This window comes from Gordonia sp. PP30, assembly GCF_023100845.1.
Taxonomy (GTDB): domain Bacteria; phylum Actinomycetota; class Actinomycetes; order Mycobacteriales; family Mycobacteriaceae; genus Gordonia.
This window is the reverse complement of sequence record NZ_CP095864.1, coordinates 3,833,192-3,855,402: the sequence shown is the minus strand read 5'-3', so window position 1 is coordinate 3,855,402 and position 22,211 is coordinate 3,833,192. Positions and strand designations below refer to the sequence as shown.

13 protein-coding genes are annotated in these 22,211 nt (G+C 67.3%); 9 read left to right on the top strand and 4 right to left on the bottom strand.

All coding sequences use genetic code 11. The features are described from left to right. The first annotated feature begins 95 nt into the window (after positions 1-95). From MYK68_RS17710 to MYK68_RS17690, 5 genes are all read left to right on the top strand, one after another. The gene (locus MYK68_RS17710) at positions 96-926 is read left to right on the top strand and encodes an Rv1363c family protein (RefSeq protein WP_247865062.1); all 831 of its coding nucleotides are present in this window, start codon (positions 96-98) and stop codon (positions 924-926) included. Next, positions 926-1,912 (top strand): hypothetical protein, encoded by a 987-nt coding sequence (locus MYK68_RS17705; protein ID WP_247865061.1) that lies wholly within the window; start codon positions 926-928, stop codon positions 1,910-1,912. The genes MYK68_RS17710 and MYK68_RS17705 overlap by 1 nt, the downstream gene beginning before the upstream one ends. Positions 1,913-2,280: 368 nt before the next feature. After that, entirely contained in the window at positions 2,281-5,790 is a 3,510-nt protein-coding gene (gene rpoB, locus MYK68_RS17700) for a DNA-directed RNA polymerase subunit beta (protein WP_247865060.1), read from the top strand. 75 nt (positions 5,791-5,865) lie between these two features. Continuing rightward, complete coding sequence (locus MYK68_RS17695; RefSeq protein ID WP_247865059.1) at positions 5,866-9,819, top strand: DNA-directed RNA polymerase subunit beta'; 3,954 nt, start codon at positions 5,866-5,868, stop codon at positions 9,817-9,819. Between the two features lie 293 nt (positions 9,820-10,112). Continuing rightward, a complete protein-coding gene (locus MYK68_RS17690) occupies positions 10,113-11,081 on the top strand; it encodes a type IV toxin-antitoxin system AbiEi family antitoxin domain-containing protein (RefSeq protein WP_247865058.1) in 969 nt (322 codons plus the stop codon). A gap of 83 nt (positions 11,082-11,164) precedes the next feature. Here the strand turns inward: MYK68_RS17690 and MYK68_RS17685 are convergent, their stop codons facing one another. Further along, positions 11,165-12,139, bottom strand: coding sequence for an alpha/beta hydrolase (locus MYK68_RS17685; protein WP_247865057.1), 975 nt, complete (start codon positions 12,137-12,139; stop codon positions 11,165-11,167). Positions 12,140-12,219: 80 nt separating this feature from the next. Between MYK68_RS17685 and MYK68_RS17680 the strand changes: the two genes are divergently transcribed. The 3 genes from MYK68_RS17680 to MYK68_RS17670 all read left to right on the top strand — a co-directional run bounded on the left by MYK68_RS17680 (position 12,220) and on the right by MYK68_RS17670 (position 15,951). Beyond that, the gene (locus tag MYK68_RS17680) at positions 12,220-13,329 is read left to right on the top strand and encodes a DNA polymerase IV (RefSeq protein WP_349306142.1); all 1,110 of its coding nucleotides are present in this window, start codon (positions 12,220-12,222) and stop codon (positions 13,327-13,329) included. 307 nt (positions 13,330-13,636) lie between these two features. Further along, a complete protein-coding gene (locus tag MYK68_RS17675; protein ID WP_247865055.1) occupies positions 13,637-14,473 on the top strand; it encodes a hypothetical protein in 837 nt (278 codons plus the stop codon). Continuing rightward, positions 14,470-15,951 carry a hypothetical protein gene (locus tag MYK68_RS17670; RefSeq protein ID WP_247865054.1) on the top strand — a complete coding sequence of 494 codons (1,482 nt, stop codon included), beginning with the start codon at positions 14,470-14,472 and terminating at the stop codon, positions 15,949-15,951. The genes MYK68_RS17675 and MYK68_RS17670 overlap by 4 nt, the downstream gene beginning before the upstream one ends. 410 nt (positions 15,952-16,361) lie before the next feature. Here the strand turns inward: MYK68_RS17670 and MYK68_RS17665 are convergent, their stop codons facing one another. The 3 genes from MYK68_RS17665 to MYK68_RS17655 form a co-directional block, all read right to left on the bottom strand. Further along, complete coding sequence (locus MYK68_RS17665; RefSeq protein WP_247865053.1) at positions 16,362-16,862, bottom strand: SixA phosphatase family protein; 501 nt, start codon at positions 16,860-16,862, stop codon at positions 16,362-16,364. Then, entirely contained in the window at positions 16,859-17,095 is a 237-nt protein-coding gene (locus MYK68_RS17660) for a hypothetical protein (RefSeq protein WP_247865052.1), read from the bottom strand. Before MYK68_RS17660 ends, MYK68_RS17665 begins: the two co-directional genes overlap by 4 nt. Positions 17,096-17,527: 432 nt before the next feature. Beyond that, complete coding sequence (locus tag MYK68_RS17655; RefSeq protein ID WP_502798338.1) at positions 17,528-19,033, bottom strand: IS1634 family transposase; 1,506 nt, start codon at positions 19,031-19,033, stop codon at positions 17,528-17,530. Between the two features lie 138 nt (positions 19,034-19,171). On the opposite strand from MYK68_RS17655, the gene MYK68_RS17650 reads away from it, so the two are divergent. Next, the gene (locus MYK68_RS17650) at positions 19,172-21,583 is read left to right on the top strand and encodes a hypothetical protein (protein WP_247865050.1); all 2,412 of its coding nucleotides are present in this window, start codon (positions 19,172-19,174) and stop codon (positions 21,581-21,583) included. Positions 21,584-22,211 lie beyond the last annotated feature (628 nt).

Below are 22,211 nucleotides of genomic sequence, written 5' to 3'. Positions count from 1 at the left end.
GCGCTGCCGCCGCCGGCGGTCCCTGAGCGATGACGCAGGGCACCACTGACGGCGGCAGTCGCATGTGCGGCCCCGAGTAGATACAGTGGCGCCCGATGACTTCTGAGCAGAACTCCGCGACCGACGAGCCCGAGGGCGCGGCGGACGGGAACGACACTACGCCGATCGAATCCGACACCGCAGACACAGTGGTCGAAGAGCCTGAAACGGCGGTGAAGGACACCGAATCCGCGGGGATCGATACCGATTCCCCGGACGCGGCGGCGTCGGAGTCGAAGGCCGACCGCAAGGCTGCGCGGAAGGCGGAGAAGGCGGCCGCCCGCGCCGCCCGCTCCGGCGGATCGGCGCCGGGGGAGTCGCGGCACTGGCTCGCCTCACTGCTGCTGTCCACCGGTGTGGCCGCTCTCGCCGCAGCGGTGGCCTGCCTCGGCTACTTCGGCTACGTCGGCATCCACGCCTACCTCAGTGATGACGGCTCGATCACCGCGCTGCGCGATGATTCGGTCGACGCCGCCGAACAGGCGGTGGTGAACGTGACCACGATCGATCCGAACGATCTCGACGGCTGGGACAAGCGGGTCAAGGACACGCTGACCGGGGATGCGCTCAAGCAGGCCAACGGGAGTGACCTGCGGAAGATGGTCGAGCAGGCCAAGCAGGCCAGTAACGGGTCGGCCGGTTTCACTATCACCTCGCGGATCACCGGTGCGGCGCCGACCGAAGTCGACCTCGGCGGCGACACTGCCAAGGTTCTCGTCTTCGGTATCGCGACTCAGGCGATCAAGGCGAACAACCAGCAGCAGGCGAAGCCCATTGCCTTCCTGGTGACCGTGGTGAAGGCGGACGGTAAGCGGAAGGCCTCGGTGATGGTGCCCCTCGACGGGATCCAGTATTCGGACGACGGTTCGCAGGGAGGCGGCAACTGATGAGCGACGAGCAGATGAGTGACAGGACGCCCACCGATCCGGCCCCGGCCGACCAGGATACCGCGGACGACGTGACCGTCGCGGCGAGCGGTGCCGAGCCGCGCGACGACGCCGCGGGTGTGGCGACCGTCGTGGTGAGCGCTGCCTCGAACGTGCCGAAGATGGTGATCCGGCGATCCGGCGACCCGCTTCCCGAGGACGCCCCGTCCGCCGGTGCCGCGAACGGTCCGGCCCCGGCCGGCGCAGACACCGCGATCGTGGAGACCGCCGTCTCGCTCACTCGGCCCGGCGGCGACGACACCGCGTCGCCGGACGCCAAGCGGGATTCGGCGGCCGCCACCGCGAAGATCCGCGAGGCCCGGGGCAGCAACGCGCCGACGTCGCGGATCCGCGAGGAGACCGTGGATCTGACGGCGGCCCGCGCCGAGGCCCGCGACGCGGCGGACCAGGCCGCCGAGCGCGCGGCGAAGCAGCCGCCGACCCGTGACAACGAGAAGTCGGTGTCGCTCGCCGTCACGTTCTGGCTGGTCGCGGCCGTGGTCGGGGCGATCGCGGCGGTACTGGCGTTCCATCCGGGCTCGCCGCCGGTCAACAGCAACAAGGCGTTCCTCGACAACGGCGAGACCAGTGAGCTGATGTCGCAGGCCGCGAAACGTGCCTGCGCCCCGTTCACCTATCAGTGGGACAAGTACGACGACAGCCTGAAGAACGCGCGCGCCGCGCTCACCGGGACCGCACTGAAGAACCTGAACGACTACGCGGCCACCAGCCGCAAGCTGGTGACCCAGGGCAAGGCGGGCATGGACTGCCATGCCGACACCCTCGGCGTCGAGAACCTGTCCGGGGACAAGGCGACGGTTCTGATCGGCTTCATCATGAGCAGTACGTCCGACGGCACGCCGACCGGCAGCGACACGCCGCGCATGCGGATGAACTTCGTGAAGCACGGCGATCAGTGGCTGATCAGCGAGTACGACACGGTCTGACGGGTGCCGCGCGGGCGCCGAACTCGATGTGATTCGGCGCCAAAGTGCGCGTTCTGCTTGACGAGCGCGCCTCGGCGGTACAGTCTGGTCCCAATGAAAACCTCATCCGGCACCAGCGCCGAGGTTTTCCCGGGGCGCCGTCACGCACCGTCGATTTGACGGGGTTGACACATGCTGCCCATCTTCTGATACAGTAGGACGTTGCGCTGGCTGCACCCTGTCCACTGATCGTCCTTTCCGAGCGAGCATCACTATCGTGCCGTGGGAAAACCGCAGGTGAACTCAGGTATTCCAGTCCACGCAGCGGCCCCAAGGCCAAATGGCTAAAAACGCCACATAGTGAACACCACGCGAGAGAAGGACGCATCTTGGCACTCGACCGCCAGTCCACCTCAACCACCTCGACCGGCAGCATCCCCGGAGCCCCGCGCCGCGTCTCTTTTGCCAAGATCGACGAGCCGCTGGAAGTACCCGGCCTCCTGGATCTGCAGCTGGACTCGTTCGAGTGGCTGATCGGCTCGCCGGAATGGCGGGCGAAGGCGATCGCCCGGGGCGAGGAGAACCCCGCCGGCGGACTCGAAGAGGTCCTCCGCGAACTGTCTCCCATCGAGGACTTCTCGTCGTCGATGTCTCTGTCGTTCTCCGAGCCGCACTTCGACGAGGTCAAGGCCTCGATCGATGAGTGCAAGGACAAGGACATGACCTACTCGGCGCCGCTGTTCGTCACCGCCGAGTTCATCAACAACAACACCGGTGAGATCAAGTCTCAGACGGTCTTCATGGGCGAGTTCCCGATGATGACCGACAAGGGCAGCTTCATCATCAACGGCACCGAGCGCGTCGTGGTCAGCCAGTTGGTCCGCAGCCCGGGCGTCTACTTCGACGAGACCATCGACAAGGCCACCGAGAAGACCCTGCACGCGGTCAAGGTGATCCCGAGCCGCGGTGCGTGGCTCGAGTTCGACATCGACAAGCGCGATTCGGTCGGTGTCCGCATCGACCGCAAGCGCCGCCAGTCGGTCACCATGCTGCTGCAGGCCCTCGGCCTCACCCGCGAGGAGATCACCGAGCGCTTCGGCTTCTCCGAGATCATGATGTCGACCCTGGAGAAGGATCACACCAACAACCAGGACGAGGCGCTGCTGGAGGTCTACCGCAAGCTGCGTCCGGGCGAGCCGCCGACCAAGGAGTCCGCCGAGAGCCTCCTGGAGAACATGTTCTTCAAGGAGAAGCGCTACGACCTGGCGCGCGTCGGCCGCTACAAGATCAACAAGAAGCTCGGTCTCACCGACAACCCGATGTTCGGCGAGTCGGTGCTGACCCGCGAGGACATCGTCGCGACCGTCGAGTACCTGGTGCGCCTGCACGAGACCGACCCGCGCAGCGCCACCGTGCCGATGATGATGGGCCCGGGCGGCGTCGAGGTGCCGGTCGAGGTCGACGACATCGACCACTTCGGCAACCGTCGCCTGCGTACCGTCGGCGAGCTGATCCAGAACCAGATCCGGCTGGGTCTCTCGCGCATGGAGCGCGTCGTCCGCGAGCGGATGACCACCCAGGACGCCGAGGCCATCACCCCGCAGACCCTGATCAACATCCGTCCCGTCGTGGCGGCGATCAAGGAGTTCTTCGGCACCAGCCAGCTGTCGCAGTTCATGGACCAGAACAACCCGCTGTCGGGTCTCACCCACAAGCGCCGCCTGTCGGCGCTGGGCCCGGGTGGTCTGAGCCGTGAGCGCGCCGGCCTCGAGGTGCGCGACGTGCACCCGTCGCACTACGGCCGCATGTGCCCCATCGAGACCCCGGAAGGCCCGAACATCGGCCTGATCGGCTCGCTCTCGGTGTACGCGCGGGTCAACCCGTTCGGCTTCATCGAGACGCCGTACCGCAAGGTCGTCGACGGCAAGGTCACCGACCAGATCGAGTACATGACCGCCGATGAGGAGGATCGCTACCTGATCGGTCAGGCCAACACGTCGTACGACGCCGACGGCCGCATCACCGACGAGCGCGTCCTGGTCCGTATCAAGGGCGCCGAGGTGGAGTTCGTGCCGGCCGACGCCGTCCAGTACCTGGACGTCAGCCCGCGCCAGATGGTGTCCGTCGCGACCGCGATGATCCCGTTCCTGGAGCACGACGACGCCAACCGTGCCCTGATGGGCGCCAACATGCAGCGTCAGGCGGTGCCGCTGGTCCGCAGCGAGTCGCCGCTGGTCGGTACCGGCATGGAGCTGCGCGCCGCGGTCGACGCCGGTGACGTGATCGTCACCACCGAGACCGGTGTGGTGGAGGAGGTCTCGGCCGACTACATCACCGTGATGGCCGACGACGGCACCCGCCAGAGCTACCGTCTGCGCAAGTTCGAGCGGTCCAACCACGGCACCTGCGCCAACCAGGTCCCGATCGTGGACGAGGGACAGCGTGTCGAGGCCGGCCAGGTGCTGGCCGACGGCCCCTGCACCGACCAGGGCGAGATGGCGCTGGGCAAGAACCTGCTCGTGGCGATCATGCCGTGGGAGGGTCACAACTACGAGGACGCGATCATCCTGTCGCAGCGCCTCGTGGAGGAGGACACCCTCACCTCGATCCACATCGAGGAGTACGAGATCGACGCCCGCGACACCAAGCTCGGTGCCGAGGAGATCACCCGGGACATCCCGAACGTCTCCGACGAGGTGCTGGCCGATCTCGACGAGCGCGGCATCGTCCGCATCGGTGCCGAGGTCCGCGACGGCGACATCCTGGTCGGCAAGGTCACCCCGAAGGGCGAGACCGAGCTGACCCCGGAGGAGCGGCTGCTCCGCGCGATCTTCGGTGAGAAGGCGCGCGAGGTCCGCGACACGTCGCTCAAGGTGCCCCACGGCGAGACCGGCAAGGTGATCGGTGTCCGCGTGTTCAGCCGCGACGACGACGATGACCTGGCGCCCGGCGTCAACGAGCTGGTCCGCGTCTACGTGGCCCAGAAGCGCAAGATCCAGGACGGCGACAAGCTCGCCGGCCGGCACGGCAACAAGGGCGTCATCGGCAAGATCCTCCCGCAGGAGGACATGCCGTTCCTGCCCGACGGCACCCCGGTCGACATCATCCTGAACACCCACGGTGTCCCGCGTCGTATGAACATCGGCCAGATCCTGGAGACCCACCTCGGGTGGGTCGCCAAGGCCGGCTGGAACATCGACGTCGCGGGCGGCGTGCCGGAGTGGGCCGAGCGCCTGCCGGAGGAGCTGTACTCGGTGGAGCCCGACACCAACACCGCCACCCCGGTGTTCGACGGTGCCCGCGACACCGAGCTCGCCGGCATCCTCGGGTCGACGCTGCCCAACCGTGACGGCGACGTCATGGTGAACGGCGACGGCAAGGCGATCCTGTTCGACGGCCGCTCCGGCGAGCCGTTCCCGTACCCGGTGTCGGTCGGCTACATGTACATCATCAAGCTGCACCACCTGGTGGACGACAAGATCCACGCCCGTTCGACCGGTCCGTACTCGATGATCACCCAGCAGCCGCTCGGTGGTAAGGCGCAGTTCGGTGGTCAGCGTTTCGGTGAGATGGAGTGCTGGGCCATGCAGGCCTACGGCGCGGCCTACACGCTGCAGGAGCTCCTGACCATCAAGTCCGACGACGTCGTCGGCCGCGTGAAGGTCTACGAGGCCATCGTCAAGGGCGAGAACATCCCGGAGCCGGGTATCCCGGAGTCGTTCAAGGTGCTCCTCAAGGAACTCCAGTCGCTCTGCCTGAACGTGGAGGTGCTGTCGTCCGACGGCGCCGCCATCGCGATGGCCGACGACGATGACGAGGACCTGGAGCGCGCCGCGGCCAACCTGGGTATCAACCTCTCGCGCAACGAGAGTGCGACGCTCGACGACCTCGCCAACTAATCGCACGGGGGGACTCCGTCCCCCCGTGTACCCCCCTAAAACGACTTAGAGAAAACTCCTCTGGAGGGGCATAACGTGCTCGACGTCAACTTTTTCGACGAACTGAAGATCGGTCTGGCAACGGCCGATGACATCCACAACTGGTCGTACGGCGAGGTCAAGAAGCCGGAGACCATCAACTACCGCACCCTGAAGCCGGAGAAGGACGGACTCTTCTGCGAGAAGATCTTCGGCCCCACCCGGGACTGGGAGTGCTACTGCGGCAAGTACAAGCGCGTGCGCTTCAAGGGCATCATCTGTGAGCGCTGCGGCGTCGAGGTGACCAAGGCCAAGGTGCGCCGTGAGCGCATGGGCCACATCGAGCTCGCCGCTCCGGTCACCCACATCTGGTACTTCAAGGGTGTGCCCAGCCGGCTCGGCTACCTGCTCGACCTGGCGCCGAAGGATCTCGAGAAGATCATCTACTTCGCCGCCTGGGTCATCACCTCGGTGGACGACGAGCTGCGCCACGCGGAGCTCTCCACCCGCGAGGCGGAGATCGTCGTCGAGCGCAAGGCCATCATGGACGACCTCGAGGCCGCGCTGGCCGAGCGCCAGCAGAAGCTGGAGGCCGACCTGGCCGAGCTCGAGGCCGAGGGTGCCAAGGCCGACGCGAAGCGCAAGGTCCGCGACGGCGCCGAGCGCGAGCTCAAGCGCATGCGCGACCACGCGAACCGCGAGGTCGAGAGCCTGGACGAGATCTGGGACAAGTTCACCAAGCTGACGCCGGGTGAGCTGATCCTCGACGAGCGCATCTACCGCGAGCTGGAGGACCGCTTCGGCGAGTACTTCAGCGGCGCCATGGGCGCCGAGGCGATCAAGAAGCTCCTGGAGAACTTCGACATCGACGCCGAGGCCGAGTCGCTGCGCGAGACCATCCGCAGCGGCAAGGGCCAGAAGAAGCTGCGTGCGCTCAAGCGACTGAAGGTCGTGGCCGCGTTCCAGCAGTCCGGCAACAGCCCGCGCGCCATGGTGCTCGACGCCGTGCCGGTGATCCCGCCGGAGCTGCGCCCGATGGTGCAGCTCGACGGTGGCCGTTTCGCCACGTCGGACCTGAACGACCTGTACCGCCGCGTGATCAACCGCAACAACCGCCTCAAGCGACTGATCGATCTGGGTGCGCCCGAGATCATCGTCAACAACGAGAAGCGGATGCTGCAGGAGTCGGTGGACGCGCTCTTCGACAACGGCCGTCGTGGCCGTCCGGTCAACGGCCCGGGCAACCGGCCGCTGAAGTCGCTGAGCGATCTGCTGAAGGGCAAGCAGGGCCGGTTCCGCCAGAACCTGCTCGGCAAGCGCGTCGACTACTCGGGCCGCTCGGTGATCGTCGTCGGTCCGCAGCTCAAGCTGCACCAGTGCGGTCTGCCGAAGCTGATGGCGCTCGAGCTGTTCAAGCCGTTCGTGATGAAGCGTCTGGTCGACCTGAACCAGGCGCAGAACATCAAGTCGGCCAAGCGCATGGTGGAGCGGCAGCGGCCGCAGGTGTGGGACGTCCTCGAAGAGGTCATCGCCGAGCACCCGGTGCTGCTGAACCGCGCACCGACGCTGCACCGCCTCGGCATCCAGGCCTTCGAGCCGCAGCTGGTGGAGGGCAAGGCCATCCAGCTGCACCCGCTGGTGTGTGAGGCCTTCAACGCCGACTTCGACGGTGACCAGATGGCCGTGCACCTTCCGCTGTCCGCGGAGGCGCAGGCCGAGGCGCGGATCCTGATGCTCTCGAGCAACAACATCCTGTCGCCGGCGTCGGGCCGCCCGCTCGCCATGCCGCGTCTGGACATGGTGACCGGTCTGTACTACCTGACCACCGAGAAGGACGACGCCATCGGCGCGTACCGCCCGGCCACGAAGGACGACGTCGAGCGCGGCGTCTACTCGAGCCCGGCCGAGGCCATCATGGCCGTCGACCGCGGTGTGCTGAGCGTGCAGGCCCCGATCCGGGTCCGGCTGACCGATCTGCGTCCGCCGGCCGACATCGAGGCCGCCGAGTTCGACGGCAAGTGGCACAAGGGCCAGGAGTGGGAACTCGAGACCACGCTGGGCCGCGTGCTCTTCAACGAGCTGCTGCCGAAGGACTACCCCTTCGTCAACGATCAGATGCCGAAGAAGCGTCAGGCCGTGATCATCAACGACCTCGCCGAGCGGTACCCGATGATCGTCGTCGCGCAGACCGTCGACAAGCTCAAGGACGTGGGCTTCCACTGGGCGACCCGTTCGGGCGTCACCGTGGCCATGTCCGACGTGCTGGTGCCGCCGGCCAAGGCGGAGATCCTCGATCGCTACGAGACCCAGGCCGACGCGCTGGAGAAGAAGTACCAGCGCGGTGGTCTGACCAAGGACGAGCGTCGCGACGCACTGGTCGAGCTGTGGCAGGCCGCCACCGAAGAGGTCGGTAAGGCCCTGGAGGAGTTCTACCCGGACGACAACCCGATCACGATGATCCCGAAGTCGGGTGCGACGGGCAACATGACCCAGGTCCGCAACCTGTCGGGCATGAAGGGTCTGGTGACCAACCCGAAGGGTGAGTTCATCCCGCGCCCGATCAAGTCCTCGTTCCGCGAGGGCCTGACCGTCGCCGAGTACTTCATCAACACGCACGGCGCCCGCAAGGGTCTGGCCGACACCGCGCTGCGCACCGCCGACTCGGGTTACCTGACCCGTCGTCTGGTGGACGTGTCGCAGGACGTCATCGTGCGCGAGCTGGACTGTGGCGTGGAGCGCGGCATCGTGGTGCCGATCGGTGTGAAGCACGGCGATCAGCTGATCCGCGACCAGCACGTGGAGACCGCGGCGTACGCCCGGACCCTGGCCGCCGACGCGATCGACGCCGACGGCAACGTCGTCATCGAGCGCGGTCACGACCTGGGCGATCCGGCGATCGAGAAGCTGCTCGCCGCCGGTATCACCGAGGTCAAGGTCCGCTCGGTCCTCACCTGCGGCACCGGCACCGGGGTCTGCGCCATGTGCTACGGCCGCTCGATGGCCACCGGCAAGCTGGTCGACATCGGCGAGGCCGTGGGCATCATCGCCGCCCAGTCGATCGGTGAGCCCGGCACGCAGCTGACCATGCGTACCTTCCACCAGGGTGGCGTCGGTGACGACATCACCGGCGGTCTGCCCCGTGTCACCGAGCTCTTCGAGGCTCGCGTGCCCAAGGGCAAGGCGCCCATCGCCGAGGTGGCCGGTCGTATCCGTCTGGAGGAGGGTGAGCGGTTCTACAAGATCACGATCATCCCCGATGACGGATCCGAGGAGCTGGTCTACGACAAGCTGTCCAAGCGTCAGCGTCTGCACTCGGTGGTCCAGCCGGACGGCTCCGAGCGTCCGCTGGCCGACGGCGATCACGTCGAGGTCGGCGAGCCGCTCATGGAGGGCCCGGCCGATCCGCACGAGGTGCTCCGCGTGATGGGCCCGCGTCAGGTGCAGATCCACCTGGTCAACGAGGTGCAGGAGGTCTACCGCCGACAGGGTGTGTCGATCCACGACAAGCACATCGAGACCATCGTGCGCCAGATGCTGCGTCGCGTGACCATCATCGACTCCGGTGCCACCGAGTTCCTGCCCGGTTCGCTCACCGAGCGCGCCGAGTTCGAGGCGGCCAACCGCCAGGTCGTGTCCGAGGGCGGCGAGCCCGCGTCGGGCCGTCCGGTGCTCATGGGTATCACCAAGGCCTCGCTGGCCACCGAGTCGTGGCTGTCGGCGGCATCGTTCCAGGAGACCACGCGTGTCCTGACCGACGCGGCCATCAACAGCCGCAGCGACAAGCTGGTGGGCCTGAAGGAGAACGTGATCATCGGTAAGCTCATCCCGGCCGGTACCGGTATCAACCGCTACCGGAACATCCAGGTGGAGCCGACCGAGGAGGCGCGCGCCGCGGCGTACGCGCTCCCGTCGTACGACGACACGTACTACAGCCCGGACGGCACCTTCGGCGCCCCCTCCGGTGCTGCGGTTCCGCTGGACGACTTCGACTACGGCGGCGATTACCGCTAAAGTGGTCGACGAGGCCCCCGATCCATCCCCCGGATCGGGGGCCTCCTCGTGTCCGGGGGTCGTCGGCCCCTCGAGCCATCCGCGGCCCGCTCGTCGAGCCGCCCCATGTAGCCCGTTGAGCCCGGCCGAGGCGCTAGCCGAGGCCGGTGTCGAAACGCCGTCCTAGAACCCACGAAGCAGCGTTCCGCTACAGAAGCAGCGCTCGCGAACGCTGCTTCCGTATCGAAGCGCTGCTACGGCGACCGGAGCGGTGAAACGGGGAACCGGATCGGTGCCTGTTGCGTCCAATCTTCATGTGGACGTACGACGATCACGGGCTCATCTACCGGAAGACGGTCCTGGAATCGGGTGTCACGCCGCGCGAGTTCGACGCCGCGGTGCGGGCCGGGGTGCTCGTTCGCGTCGCCCGTGGCGTGTACCTCGACGCCCTGGCGCTGCGCGGACTGCCCGGATACCGGCAGCGACAGGCGATCTATCGGGCCAAGTGCCTCGCCGCGGCGGCCGCGGGCCCCGGCGACAGAGTGCTCAGCCACCAGTCGGCGGCCGCGCTCCACGGCCTCGAGCTCCTGTCACCCGATCGACGCTGCGTGCACGCGATCACCGGCCACAGTTCGCACGGATACGTCCGGAACAGGCGGTTCCTGATCCACGCGTGTCCCGTCGACGACGCGGACATCGTGGTGATCGAGGGTGTCCGGGTGACCGGTCTGGCCCGGACGGCGGCCGACATCGCCCGGTCCGCGGGCTTCCCGAGGGCACTGGCGGCGCTCGACTCGGCTCTGCACGCGGGGGTGACCCGAGAAGAACTCGATGAGCTGGTGAAGCCGAGCCGGCGGGGCGCGGCGGGCGCGCGATACGCGTTGCGCCACGCCGACGGCCTGGCGGCGAATCCGGGGGAGTCGTGGAGCCGCGCACTGATGATCACGGCCGGGTTCCCGGTGCCGAAACTGCAGGTGCGGTACATCCTAGGCAGCGGCGATGCGGCCGTCGTCGACTGTGACTGGGACGGCAAGGTGGTCGGCGAGTTCGACGGCGTCGTGAAGTATTCCGGCGAATTCAGTGGTCCGGGGGAGGCCCCCGCGGAGGTCGTCGTCGCCGAGAAGATCCGGGAAGACGGCCTGCGGGATCTCGGTCTGGACGTGGTGCGCTGGGTGTACCGGGACCTGCGGGACGGAAGCATGCTGGAGCGGGTGAGGCAACGCTTGCGGGCGGCCGGCCTCGTCGTGCCCGACGCGCGACCGCTGCCGCCGAGCGACCTCTGAGGTCGCGGCAGCGCTTCGTCACCGAAGCAGCGCTCGCGACCGCTGCCTTTGTGACGAGGCGCTGCTACGTCGGCGAAACGCTGTTACGCCCCGATGGCCCGCGCGATCATCGGCCACGACAGGCGCATGTCCGCGGAGAACAGGCCCCAGCTGTGGGTGCCGTCGGGGCGGTGGCTGAAGCGATAGGGGATGCCGAGTGCGCTGAGGCGGTTCGCCATGTTCGTGGTGCACTGCAGGGCGATGGCCTCCAGCACGTTGCCGCCGAAGAGGCCGCCGATGGTCTCGACGGGGCCGCCGTCGATCGGTCCGGGCAGGCCCGACCCGGCCGACAGGAAGATGGTCTTGCCGCGGAGCCGGCCGGCGTTGATCACCGGGTCGTGCGCGAGCCAGGCGGGATTGTCGTAGGCGCCCCACATGTTGAACGGGTTGGCGCCGCCGCGCATCGGGATCGCCGTGGCCGCGAGCCGCCCGAGGGGATCGGTGGTGCCGGGGCAGCCGCTGTAGGCGGCGACGGCGCGGAAACGGTTAGGGGCCTGGATCGCCAGGTCGAGGGCGGGGCCGGCGGACATCGAGACGCCGCCGAGCGCGTTCGCGCCGGAGGTGCGGAAGTGCTTGTCGACGGCGTCGGGCAGCTCCCGGGTGTAGAAGGTCTGCCACTTGTTGACGCCGAGCATCGGGTCGGCCTGCTGCCAGTTGGTCATCATCGAGAAGCGGCCGCCGATCGGCAGCACCACGTTGACGCGCTTACCGGCGAAGAACCGCTTGACGCCGCCGTTGTTGTACCAGCTGATGCCGTCCTCCGCGCCGCCCGCGCCGGGGAGCAGGTAGAAGCTCGGTAGGCCGGCGGGCTTGCCCGGCGGGTGCAGCACGTGACTGCGGATCACCCGGTTCATCGCGGGGGAGTACACCGACAGGAGCGTGACGCGCGGCGACAGCTCGCGGACGCCGACCACCCGCGCGGCCGCCTCGCCGGTCGCCGGGGTGACGACGAGCGCGATCAGCGCGAGCGCCGCCGCGAGGATCAGGGTGGACAGTCGTACCGTTGCGCTGCGAGTCATAACGTCTCCGACCCTACTGGGCGGTACCGCGGATCGGTCAAAACGGCCGCCGCATGTCGGGGTCTCCTACTCTTGACCACGTGGCCCCCGAGCGCTTCCACTGGTTGCTCCACCTCGATCTGGATCAGTTCCAGGTGGCGGTGGAACGACGCCGCCGGCCCGACCTCCGGGACCGGCAGGTGGTGGTCGGCGGCGACGGTGACCCCACCCGGGCGCGTCAGGTGGTGACGTGCGCGTCGTACGAGGCGCGGGCGCTCGGGGTGCGTGCCGGCATGCCGCTGCGGGTCGCCCTGCGCAAGGCGCCGGATGCGTCGTACCTGCCACTCGACATGGAGCTGTACGGCGACGCCTCCGCGCAGGTGTGGGACGCGGTCCGGGGCCTCGGTCTCCCGGTGGAGGTCTGGGGCGCGGACGAGGGCTACGTCGGATTCGGCCCGCGGGACGGGGAACGACCACCGGCGCCGGCCGCGCTCGAGCTGGCGGACCGGCTCCGCGCGACGGTGCGCGAGGCGACCGGCCTGCTGTGCTGCGTCGGTATCTCGGACAACAAACAGCGCGCCAAGATCGCCGCAGGCTTCGCCAAGCGGGCGGTCCGGGAGGGCGGGGACGACGACGCCCGGTGCTTTCTGATCGACGACGGGAACTGGCATCGGCTGATGGGGGACCGCCCGGCCGACGCGCTGTGGAGCGTCGGCTCGCGAACTGCGAAAGCTCTTGCCGCCCAGGGTGTCACGACCGTCGATGAGCTGGCCGCCGTGCCATTCGAGAGCCTCGTCGAGTGGTTCGGTCCCCACAAGGGCAACTGGCTGTACGTCCTCTCGCGGGGCGGGGGTGACGACTCGATCACCGTCGAGCCGCCGCCCGCGCGGTCGCACTCGCGGTCGTGCACCTATCCCGAAGACCTCACCACCAGCCGGCAGGTGCACGACGCGGCTCGCGCGCTCGCGCGGGAGGTCCTGGATCAGGTGCTCGGCGAGGGCCGCACCGTGGTCCGGGTGGGCGTGACCCTCCGCACCGCCACGTTCTTCACCCGCACCACGCTCCGGAAGCTGCCTACGCCGGGGACCTCGTACGACGCCATCGCGTCGCTGGTCGATACTTCGGTGGACGCGCTCCTCGAGCCGTCCTCGGACGAGGCGGTGGCGATCAGACCGATCCGGCTCGTCGCCGTCCGTCTGGAACTGGCCTGAGTCCTCTCCTTCGCGGTTGGAGCGTGGCCTCGACCTCGGGTGGCCGCTGCGCGCACACTTCGGCTTCAGGTCATTTTCCGGTCACGCAAAGCAAATTCTTGGTGTCACATTAACTAGTGTCACGAAAGCGGTGATATCTGACACAGTGGTCTGTCACAGTGAAGTCCGATTTGAATCTAGTGGTGGATTCAACCGGTTCCTGTGGAGAAGCCTCTATGTCGAAATCATCCCTTCGCCAACTCGGCCTGACCCGGCGCGTCGTCGCGTCGTCGGGGACGCCAAGTACGGCATCGCGATCGCCGCCGGCATGGATCTGAACGACATCACGTTCACCTGGTTCGGGCAGAAGGTCGACTTCAGCAACCTGAAGCCGTTGCTGGAGTCGCAGATGGCGCAGGACGCCGGTGCCGGTGACATGGCGCCGATGCTCGACAGCATCAACGGCAACATCCCGGCACTCAAGGAGGTCTTCTGCTTCGGGGTGAACGCGAAGGCGACGGCCGAGTCGTTCGGCAGCTGCTCCAACTTCCTGGGCACCTTCGACACCTATCAGGATCTGCGTCCGGCCAACGCGACCGATCTGGCGAACGGCTCCATGAATCGTCAGGAGTCACAGGCCATCATGGACCTGTCGTCGCTGGTCTTCGGCAACGACGCGCTGCTGAAGAGCTTCCTCCCGATGCTCTCCGGCGGCGGCGACGGTCTCGATCTGGGGAGCCTGCTGAGCAACCCGGCCGTCGCGAAGATCCTCGCCGGGGTGCTCGACGAGAACACGCGGGTCAAGCTCACCAAGGACTTCATCCGCTACACCAAGAACGTCGAGACCACCTTAGACAAGGAGCAGGCCACCGACTCGAGCGGAAACCTGCTCTGGGATAAGGTCATCGTCAAGGTGCAGCAGAAGGACGACGCCGGCCGGCTCCTGTACGTGCTCGACGGCCACGATGTGACCGCCGACGAGGACGGCAACATTCCGGCCGGGGCGGTCCCGAAGACCAAGGACGTCGTCAAGCAGCAGCAGTCCAGGAAGGACGGCGCGCTCCTGTTCACGGATGCGTCGGGCCACGAGTTCACCAGGCGGCCGACGGTACCTGGCGCGACGCCGATGGCGAGGTCGTCGGCACCGTCGACACCGACACGATGAATCCGGTGATGGAGGACGTCGTCACACCGAGGATGAAGAACAAGACGGCCGCGCGGATGGTCGGTGTCACGCAGGACGCGTGGGAGACGTACACCTCCGACGAGCCGGTGTGGCTGACCCGGATCAAGCAGGAGCAGGCCAAGGACGCCGGCGGCAACCTGCTGTGGGACGACGCGGACAAGACCGTCCCGACGATGGTCAACGCCAAGACCCAGGCCACCAACGGCGGCAAGCCGGTGTGGATCGTCGACGGCAGCGAGGTCGCGTCGTGGGACAAGCCGTCCGGTGAAGGCATCACCGATGTCGCGCCGAAGATGGTCGACGCCACCGAGCAGGTCGCCAAGCGCGACGACAACGGGCAGATCGTCTATCAGCAGAAGGTCCGGTACTACAAGAAGCCGGTGATGATCCAGCAGGTCGACGCCGACAACAAGCCGGTCTACCGTGATCCCACCGCCGCGGACGCGGCGAGCGATGTGGTGTGGCTCGATGCCGACGGCAACAAGATCACCGTCGCCGACGGCGAGGAGGCGCCGGAGGGGGCGGTGAAGAAGGTCCCGGTCATGGTCCAGAAGACGGAGCAGGCCCGCGACGATCAGGGCCGGTTGATCTGGGACCCGGTGGTCAAGAGCACGACCACCGCGTACTGGCTGACCAGCGACTACGGCCTGCGCGAGCCGCTGGTGATCGAGTGGCTGGGCCATCAGATCGTGCTCTTCCCGAGCGTCGACCTGAACGACGGAACCACCCGTCCAAACCTGATCGGGGCCCCGCAGATCACCCGGATCATCGACGACGCGAACGTCGGCCTGCTGCCGAAGATCAACCTGGTGCACTGGGACAACCCGCTCGGTCTCGGCACCTGGACCTTCGACCGGCCGTGGGACCCCTTCCACACGATCGGCGACTTCAAGTCCTCGATCACGCTCGACGACGACCTGAAGATGCTCGACAAACTGCTCGGACCCATGCTCTTCCCCGGCTCCGAGCGTCTCTCGTGGGGACTGCTGGAACAGCTCGGCCTGGACCCGGTGAAGCTCGGCCTCAAGAAGAACCCGGCTCCGGTCGAGCCGACCTGCGTCCCGGCGGACGCGACCGAGACGAGTGCGGCCGTCGTCTGCCCGGACGACGAGCAGACGGACACTCCGCCGCCCGCGGCGGCACGTCTCTCCCTGCCCGTCGGCGATGACGACGGTAGCGGCGGTTCGAAGGCCGGTGCTACCGAGCCCGGGCTCGCCGCCGCCGAACCCGATGCCGGCGAGACCGAGCCCGCTGTCACCGTCACCGAACCGGAGAGCCCGCAGATCGATACCACGCCGAGCGGATCGACCGGCGACGACACGTCCGCGGTCACTCCGCCGGCCGGCGATGCCGGGACCGCAGATCCGGCACCGGAGCCGGAGACTCCGGCTCAGACGGAGCCGTCCACCGAGTCGGACTCTTCCGGCGATCTGGTCGGAGCCGGCCTGGGCGAGTGAGCTGATCTGCTTCCCGGCGACGTGCCGGCCGTCCCTCCGGGGCGGCCGGCACGTCGTCATCTGGCCGGGCCCGCGGGCTCGAGCCATGCCGATCGAGCCCCCGTGCCGGTCGGGGTCACCATGGTGGTCGGACGAAGTCGAACCTCGCCGGGCGCGATGGTGGCGGTGAATCGGTCGCCCGTGGCGTCGCTGTCCGCGGCGGCACGCTCGACACTGTTGTTCGGGGTGTGGTCCAGCGGCTGGTCGCGCCGTCACGGTGCCGTGAGCGGGGACGGCGAAGACGGCAGCGGTCCTGTGAATAGCCGTTAGGCGGCGGACTATCGCGGGGCTCGCGGCATGGCAGAGCGGAAGAAGCCCGGGTGGTGAGACCGTGGCGATACGAGTGGATCGGCCTTCCGGGGTCCCCCGGGTCAGTCCGCGTTCCGCGGAACGCGGAGGGCGGTCATCCGGGCGGCGGGGTCGACGTCGAGCCCGAGCCGGGACCACGGCACGCCGATGGTGAGCACCGCGTACGCCGAAGTGGGGAAACGTTCGATCTCGGCGGCGTCGTCGAGGGTGAGAGCGGTACCGGGAAGTCCGGGGAAGTGGCCGACGACGAGCAGGGTGCCGGCATCCTCGGGGGCGTAGGTGCGGATCGCCTCGAGGATGTTGTCCGGGGTGTTCTCGTAGATGTCTTCGGTGTAGACGACGGGTGCGTCGATCCCCGTGCGCTCGAGAGTCTGGCGGGTGCGCTCGGCCGTCGAGCAGATGACGGCGTCGATCTCGAGGCCGTCGGCCGCCATCCATTCGCCGGCGAGGGCGCCCTCGCGCCGTCCGCGATCGGCGAGCGGTCGGTCGTGATCCCAGACGCCGGCGGGGTAGCCGGATTTGCCGTGCCGCATCAGCACGAGGGTGCGCGGAGCGTCGGTCATGCCGAGCGGGTCTGTCCGGTGACGGCCTCCGGGCCGGCGGCGATCTCCCGCAGCACTCGCGCGGTGTCACGCCAGGCGGATGCCTCCTGCATGTAGAAGTCGAAGCGCTCGGTGCCGCGGGCTTCCTCGGCGAGTTCGCGGAGTTCGAGGTACTCGTCGTAGCAGAGGGTCACGAGCGCGTTGATCCGCTGGCCGGCGCAGGCCTGGGCGATCTGCTCCGCGGTGAGCGTCATGAGGCTTTCCAACTGTGTCCGGTACTCCATGTTCCAAAGGTAGAGCGTGGGTACGACAATCCGGTGGAGGCACGTCGGGAGTGCGGGGTGCGTGCGGGGAGTCGATGGCGGGCCGATCGACCCCGGGCGCGCCCCGGCCCTCCGGTGGTCCGGTCATTCCGATTCGAATACGAGGATGTATTCAGTGCATTAGTGTTTTGCGAGTGCGTATACGTTGAGAGTCGCGGCCACGCATTCAGTGACGCCGATGCCGCTGACATTTTGAACCGCCACCTCGGTGCGAGAATTTCACCGTTATTACTGGTACGAGCGGTTTCCGGGGGATTCCGCCGATCGGGTCATCTACCACAGGACGACAATGGCGGCTGCTCCGCTCGCGAATTTTCGTCTGTTTGAGGGATTTATCGCTTCTCCGGCCTGACTCGTGCCACTTTAGTGCCCTGCTGACTCTCGGAGCTTGGCGACGATGTCGGCGGCGTCGCCCTCGAGCGGTGTTTCGGCCATGACGTGCTGGCCGCGGATCCGGATCATGACATCCCGGACTGGGCGTAGCGCGGTGATGATGCGTTTGATCGAGTAGCCGGAAGTCTCGGTCAGGTGTCGGGTGACTGCGAGTGCGGCGAACACGATTGTCAGGTGTGCCTCGATCGAGTCACGCTCGTGATGGAACATCGGCCGCGCTTTCAGGTCGGTCTTGGCCATCCGAAACGACGCCTCGACCTTGAACAGATCATGATAGGCGGCCATGACCTTGTCACCAGCGAGTTTCTCAGTGGAGATGCTGGTGACGTAGCCCTTCAGCCCGAGGTACTCGCGGGCCTTCTCCACGGCATCCCAGTTCACGCCGGGTCGGGTGCCGAGGGAGACGAACCGGTCCTTCTTCGGCGGCCGTCGTCCTTCGGCGATGTCTTGCGCGCGCTCGATCTGCTTGTTGAGGGTGATGTTGTCGCGGCGTTCGCGGGCCCGCGAGTAGTGCCACACGACGCGCCGAGTCCGCTTCGCCTGGCCGGTTCCCATCTCCCGGGTGGTCTCGACGGTGGCGCCATCGGCGAAGAAGTTCCCGACCCGGTCGTAGTGGTCGGCCAGATCCCTTGGGGCTGAACCGGTTCGGGATCCGACGATGAAGTCGAACCCGGCTTCCTCGAGCGCGTTGAGGTTCGCTGCCGAAAGCATGCCGGCGTCAGCGACAACGACCACGTCGGCTCGTCCGTGCCGTTCGCGGAACCCGTTCAACACAGGAAGCAGGGTCGTCGTCTCACCGCGGTTGCCGGCGAAGGCGTGTACTTCCAGCGGGAACCCGGTCGGGTCGACCAACAACCCGATGAGGATCTGCGGATCGACTCGCCGTTCCTTGCTCATCCCGACCTTGCGGAGCCGGTCTTCGTTCTCGGCCTCGAAGTACAAGGTGGTCACGTCGTACATCACGATCGACAGCGCGCCGTCGGCGGTGACGTGCGCGAACGCTGCCGCGGCGAGCTGGCTGCGCCAGTCCTCGGCGATGCTGCGATTGAGCGTGCGCCAGATCGTCCGCAGCGACGGCGACCGAACGCCGAGATCGGCCAGGACGCGGATCGTGTCGGCTTTGCTGGTCGGCTCGACGATCCGCGCCAACACCAACTGCTTGAACGTCTCGGTACCGACCTGGTCGAACCCGAGATCACGGTAGGCGTTGTCGAGGACTTCCCACAGGACACGCGACTGCGAACCGGCGACCTCCGGAATGGAAGAAACCTTAGCCGGCGACAGCGAGTTCAGATCGAATGCGAGCTGACCTGCGTGGATCTTCGTATCGGCGACCTCGAGTAGGGCAGCGAGCTCGTCGTCGGTGTGCGCCGAGCCGATGTGCTCGACGATCCGGCGCACGCCGCGTTCCTTCGACACGATCTGCACCGCAGTCGCACCCGACGCGGTACGTACCTTCCGGACGAACAGGCCCACACCGACGATCGTAGACACCTGATTTAGTGACCCAAAATGACACTAAATCAGAACGAAACCCCAGGTAGCGAGAGCCCGCCGATCCAACTCACCCGAAAGTGGCACGAGTCAGGTCCGGTAACCCGCGCCACTCCCGCCGTGGATATTCTGTGTGAAGGTCGCACAATTCGGAGGGGATTTCAGATGGCCCAGAGGTACATGAATCGCGCCGCACGACGCCGGGCGCACAAGGATCGACGACGGACCGGGCGGGCGACACGCACTGCGGTGACGCTGGGTGCGACGACCGCGCTGGGGCTCGGCCTCCTCGGCGGCGTCGGCGCCGCGCGCGCCGAGAGCCCACTCGACGCGCTGGGCGATCTCGGCGGGATCACCGCCCTGCTCGACAACGACATGATCAAGGACTTCATCGAGGTCTGCCAGAATCCCGACGGCTCGACGCCGGTCCCCGGCGTCGAGCACCCGCCGGTGGCGGTCGCCGATTGCAGCCAGTCGACGGGCGGGACCGGCGTCGCTGTGGTGCTGCCGGACAGCGTGGAGATCGCGCCGCTGCTGGAGAACTACAAGGTTCCGGACGGCACTGTGCTCGTCGGCGGCAAGAACATGATCGAGATGATCAGCGGTCTGGCGATCGGTGGCAACAATGTTGTGGCGGTAGGGCTGGCACTCGGCGAATTCAAGACGTTCGATGAGGTCCTTGACGCGGCCACCCGGGCGCCGGAGATGGTCACCGTCGATACGTGTAACTACTTGGGCGTTGTAACGGATGGCAAGTGCGCGAAGGTCTTTGGGGTGACACTCGGTACGCCGGGTACGCGAACGTACGACAAGAACGCGGACCGGCGCGACAAGGCGGTCAAAGTCGCCGAATACCTGACTAACGGCAAGTTCGATCCGGCCGCGCTCGGACAGGGGGCGCCCAGCGGTACCGCGACCGTCAAGGGCGATGGTATGAAGGTCGCCCTCGCCATGCGCGGCGGCCACGCGACCGCCGTGGCGGACACCCTCTTCGGTCTCCCCGGCGTCGCCCTCGCGGGAGCGGATCACGGCCAGACGTCGACCGCGACGTCCCAGCTCGGTTTCGCGACCGCGCTCAACATGGACACCGACCAGATCAAACTGACCTACTTCGGCCAGGAACTGGACTTCACCAAGCTGAAGAGCAACGACCTGGTCAGCGGCCTCGCGGGTGACCAGCTGGGTGAGCTCGACGAGATCGAGAAGCTGCAGAAGTCGATCCCTGCTCTCAAGGAGGTCAGCTGCTACGGCGTCAACACCACGGCGACCGCCGAGGGGCTCGGAACGTGCAGCAACTACCTGGGCACATTCGACTACTACCAGGATCTGCGCGCCGCGAAGGCGGGCGAGAGCAGGCAGACGCAGTACGGACTGACCGATGTCAGTTCGCTGGTCTTCGGCAACGACGCGCTCCTGAAGCAGTTCGGGCTGCTCGGCGGTTCCGAGAGCACCGCGTTCATGGACAGCCTTCTTCCCGCGCTCACCTCGGAGGATCAGCGGTTGAAGTTCGCCAAGGACTTCGTCAGATTCACCCAGGACGTCCGCACCGAGAACGTCATGGAGCAGGCGGCCGACGCCGACGGCAATCTGCTCTGGGTCGACGCGGACGGCCGGCCGGTGGCGAAGGACGCGACCGGCGCCCTGCCGAAGATGCAGGTCAAGCAGCGTCCGGTCATGATCCCGGTGATGGTGCAGGCCAAGAACGACGACGGTTCCGGCAAGGTCGACGAGAACGGGAAGCCGGTCATGGTCCAAGACAAGAACGCGGACGGATCGCTCAAGTTCGAGGAGAAGAAGGACTCCACCGGCACGACGGTGATGGAGAACGTCACCGAGACGGTCACCGCCGCCTGGCTGACCAGCGACTACGGTCTGCGTGAGCCGATCACCATCGAGTGGATGGGCCAGAAGATCGTGCTGTTCCCGGCCGTCGAGGTGAACGGCACGACCCGCCCCAACCTCATCGGCGCGCCGGAGATCACCAAGATCGTGAACGACTCCGGCAAGGGCCTGCTCCCGAAGGTGAGCCTGGTCCAGATCGACAACGCGTTCGGCCTCGGCACCCTCTCGCTGGACAACCCGTTCGACCCGATCACCACCATCAAGAGCTACCTGAAGACCGTCACTCTCGACGACGACCTGAAGGAGATCAACAAGCTGGTCCAGCCGGTGATCGAGGATGCCGCGTCGGGGCTGGTCGACGACGCCAAGAGCGGACTGAAGGATATCCCGAACACGGTCACCGACAGCCTGTCCGGCCTGGGCGGCACGACGCCGCCGTCGGGCGCCGGTGATCAGGAGCAGCGTCCGACCGCCCTCACGTCGGGTGTCCTGGGCAACCGGGGCTCGCTGAACGGCCAGAGCGGTCAAGACAGTCAGGATGATCAGGACGGCCAGGCCGGTACCCGGGGACTGGAGGATTCCGCCGGAGACCAGTCCGGAGCGCCGACCGAACCGCTCGGCACGCCGAGCGATTCGGGCAGCCAGGACGAGAACAAGACCGAGTCGGCGCAGACCGGAACGTCCGAGTAGCACGCCGACACCGGGGTCGTGGCCGTCGCACCAGCGGCGGCCGCGACGTCGTCGTTCGGGACGGGCGGCCGCGGGTCTAAAGTCCCTGCCTGGCGCCAGATTCATCCGAACGAGTGATGGCCGAAACCTCACGGTCTCGTCACGGTTCTGAAACAGTCGAAGCGACATATCTGGCTCGGCCCGGGAGGCTCCATGTCCAAATCGTCCATTCGCAAGATCGGGCTGACCCGCCGCGTCGTCGCCTCGTCGGGTATCGCCGCCGCGATGTTCGCGGCGGGCCCGGTCGCCATCGCGGCCGCGACACCGGACGACACCGGGGTCACCCAAGATGCGGAACCCTCCGGAACCGAGCAACAGGAGCCGGAACCGTCGGGGGCCGCGGACACCGGGCCGACGGACTCGGACACGGCCGGCTCGGACGCGACCGGCTCGGGTACGGCCGGCTCGGGTGCGGCCGACGGGAGTGCGGATCAGACTCCGTCCGCCGGCTCCACGCCCGATACCGGCGCGTCGAGTTCGACGGCGCCGAAGACCGACGACGACACGGACCCCGCGCCGACGACGAACACGGCACCCACGACGGAGCGTGGCCCGTCTGACGCGAAGCTCCCGGGCTTCTCGTTCCCTG

Bases quoted from the DNA above. Each gene is read 5' to 3' on its own strand.
- MYK68_RS17710 (WP_247865062.1), top strand. From the start codon at position 96: ATGACTTCTGAGCAGAACTCCGCGACCGACGAGCCCGAGGGCGCGGCG.
- MYK68_RS17705 (WP_247865061.1), top strand. From the start codon at position 926: ATGAGCGACGAGCAGATGAGTGACAGGACGCCCACCGATCCGGCCCCG.
- MYK68_RS17690 (WP_247865058.1), top strand. From the start codon at position 10,113: ATGTGGACGTACGACGATCACGGGCTCATCTACCGGAAGACGGTCCTG.
- MYK68_RS17685 (WP_247865057.1), bottom strand. From the start codon at position 12,139: ATGACTCGCAGCGCAACGGTACGACTGTCCACCCTGATCCTCGCGGCG.
- MYK68_RS17675 (WP_247865055.1), top strand. From the start codon at position 13,637: ATGGATCTGAACGACATCACGTTCACCTGGTTCGGGCAGAAGGTCGAC.
- MYK68_RS17670 (WP_247865054.1), top strand. From the start codon at position 14,470: ATGAATCCGGTGATGGAGGACGTCGTCACACCGAGGATGAAGAACAAG.
- MYK68_RS17665 (WP_247865053.1), bottom strand. From the start codon at position 16,862: ATGACCGACGCTCCGCGCACCCTCGTGCTGATGCGGCACGGCAAATCC.
- MYK68_RS17660 (WP_247865052.1), bottom strand. From the start codon at position 17,095: ATGACGCTCACCGCGGAGCAGATCGCCCAGGCCTGCGCCGGCCAGCGG.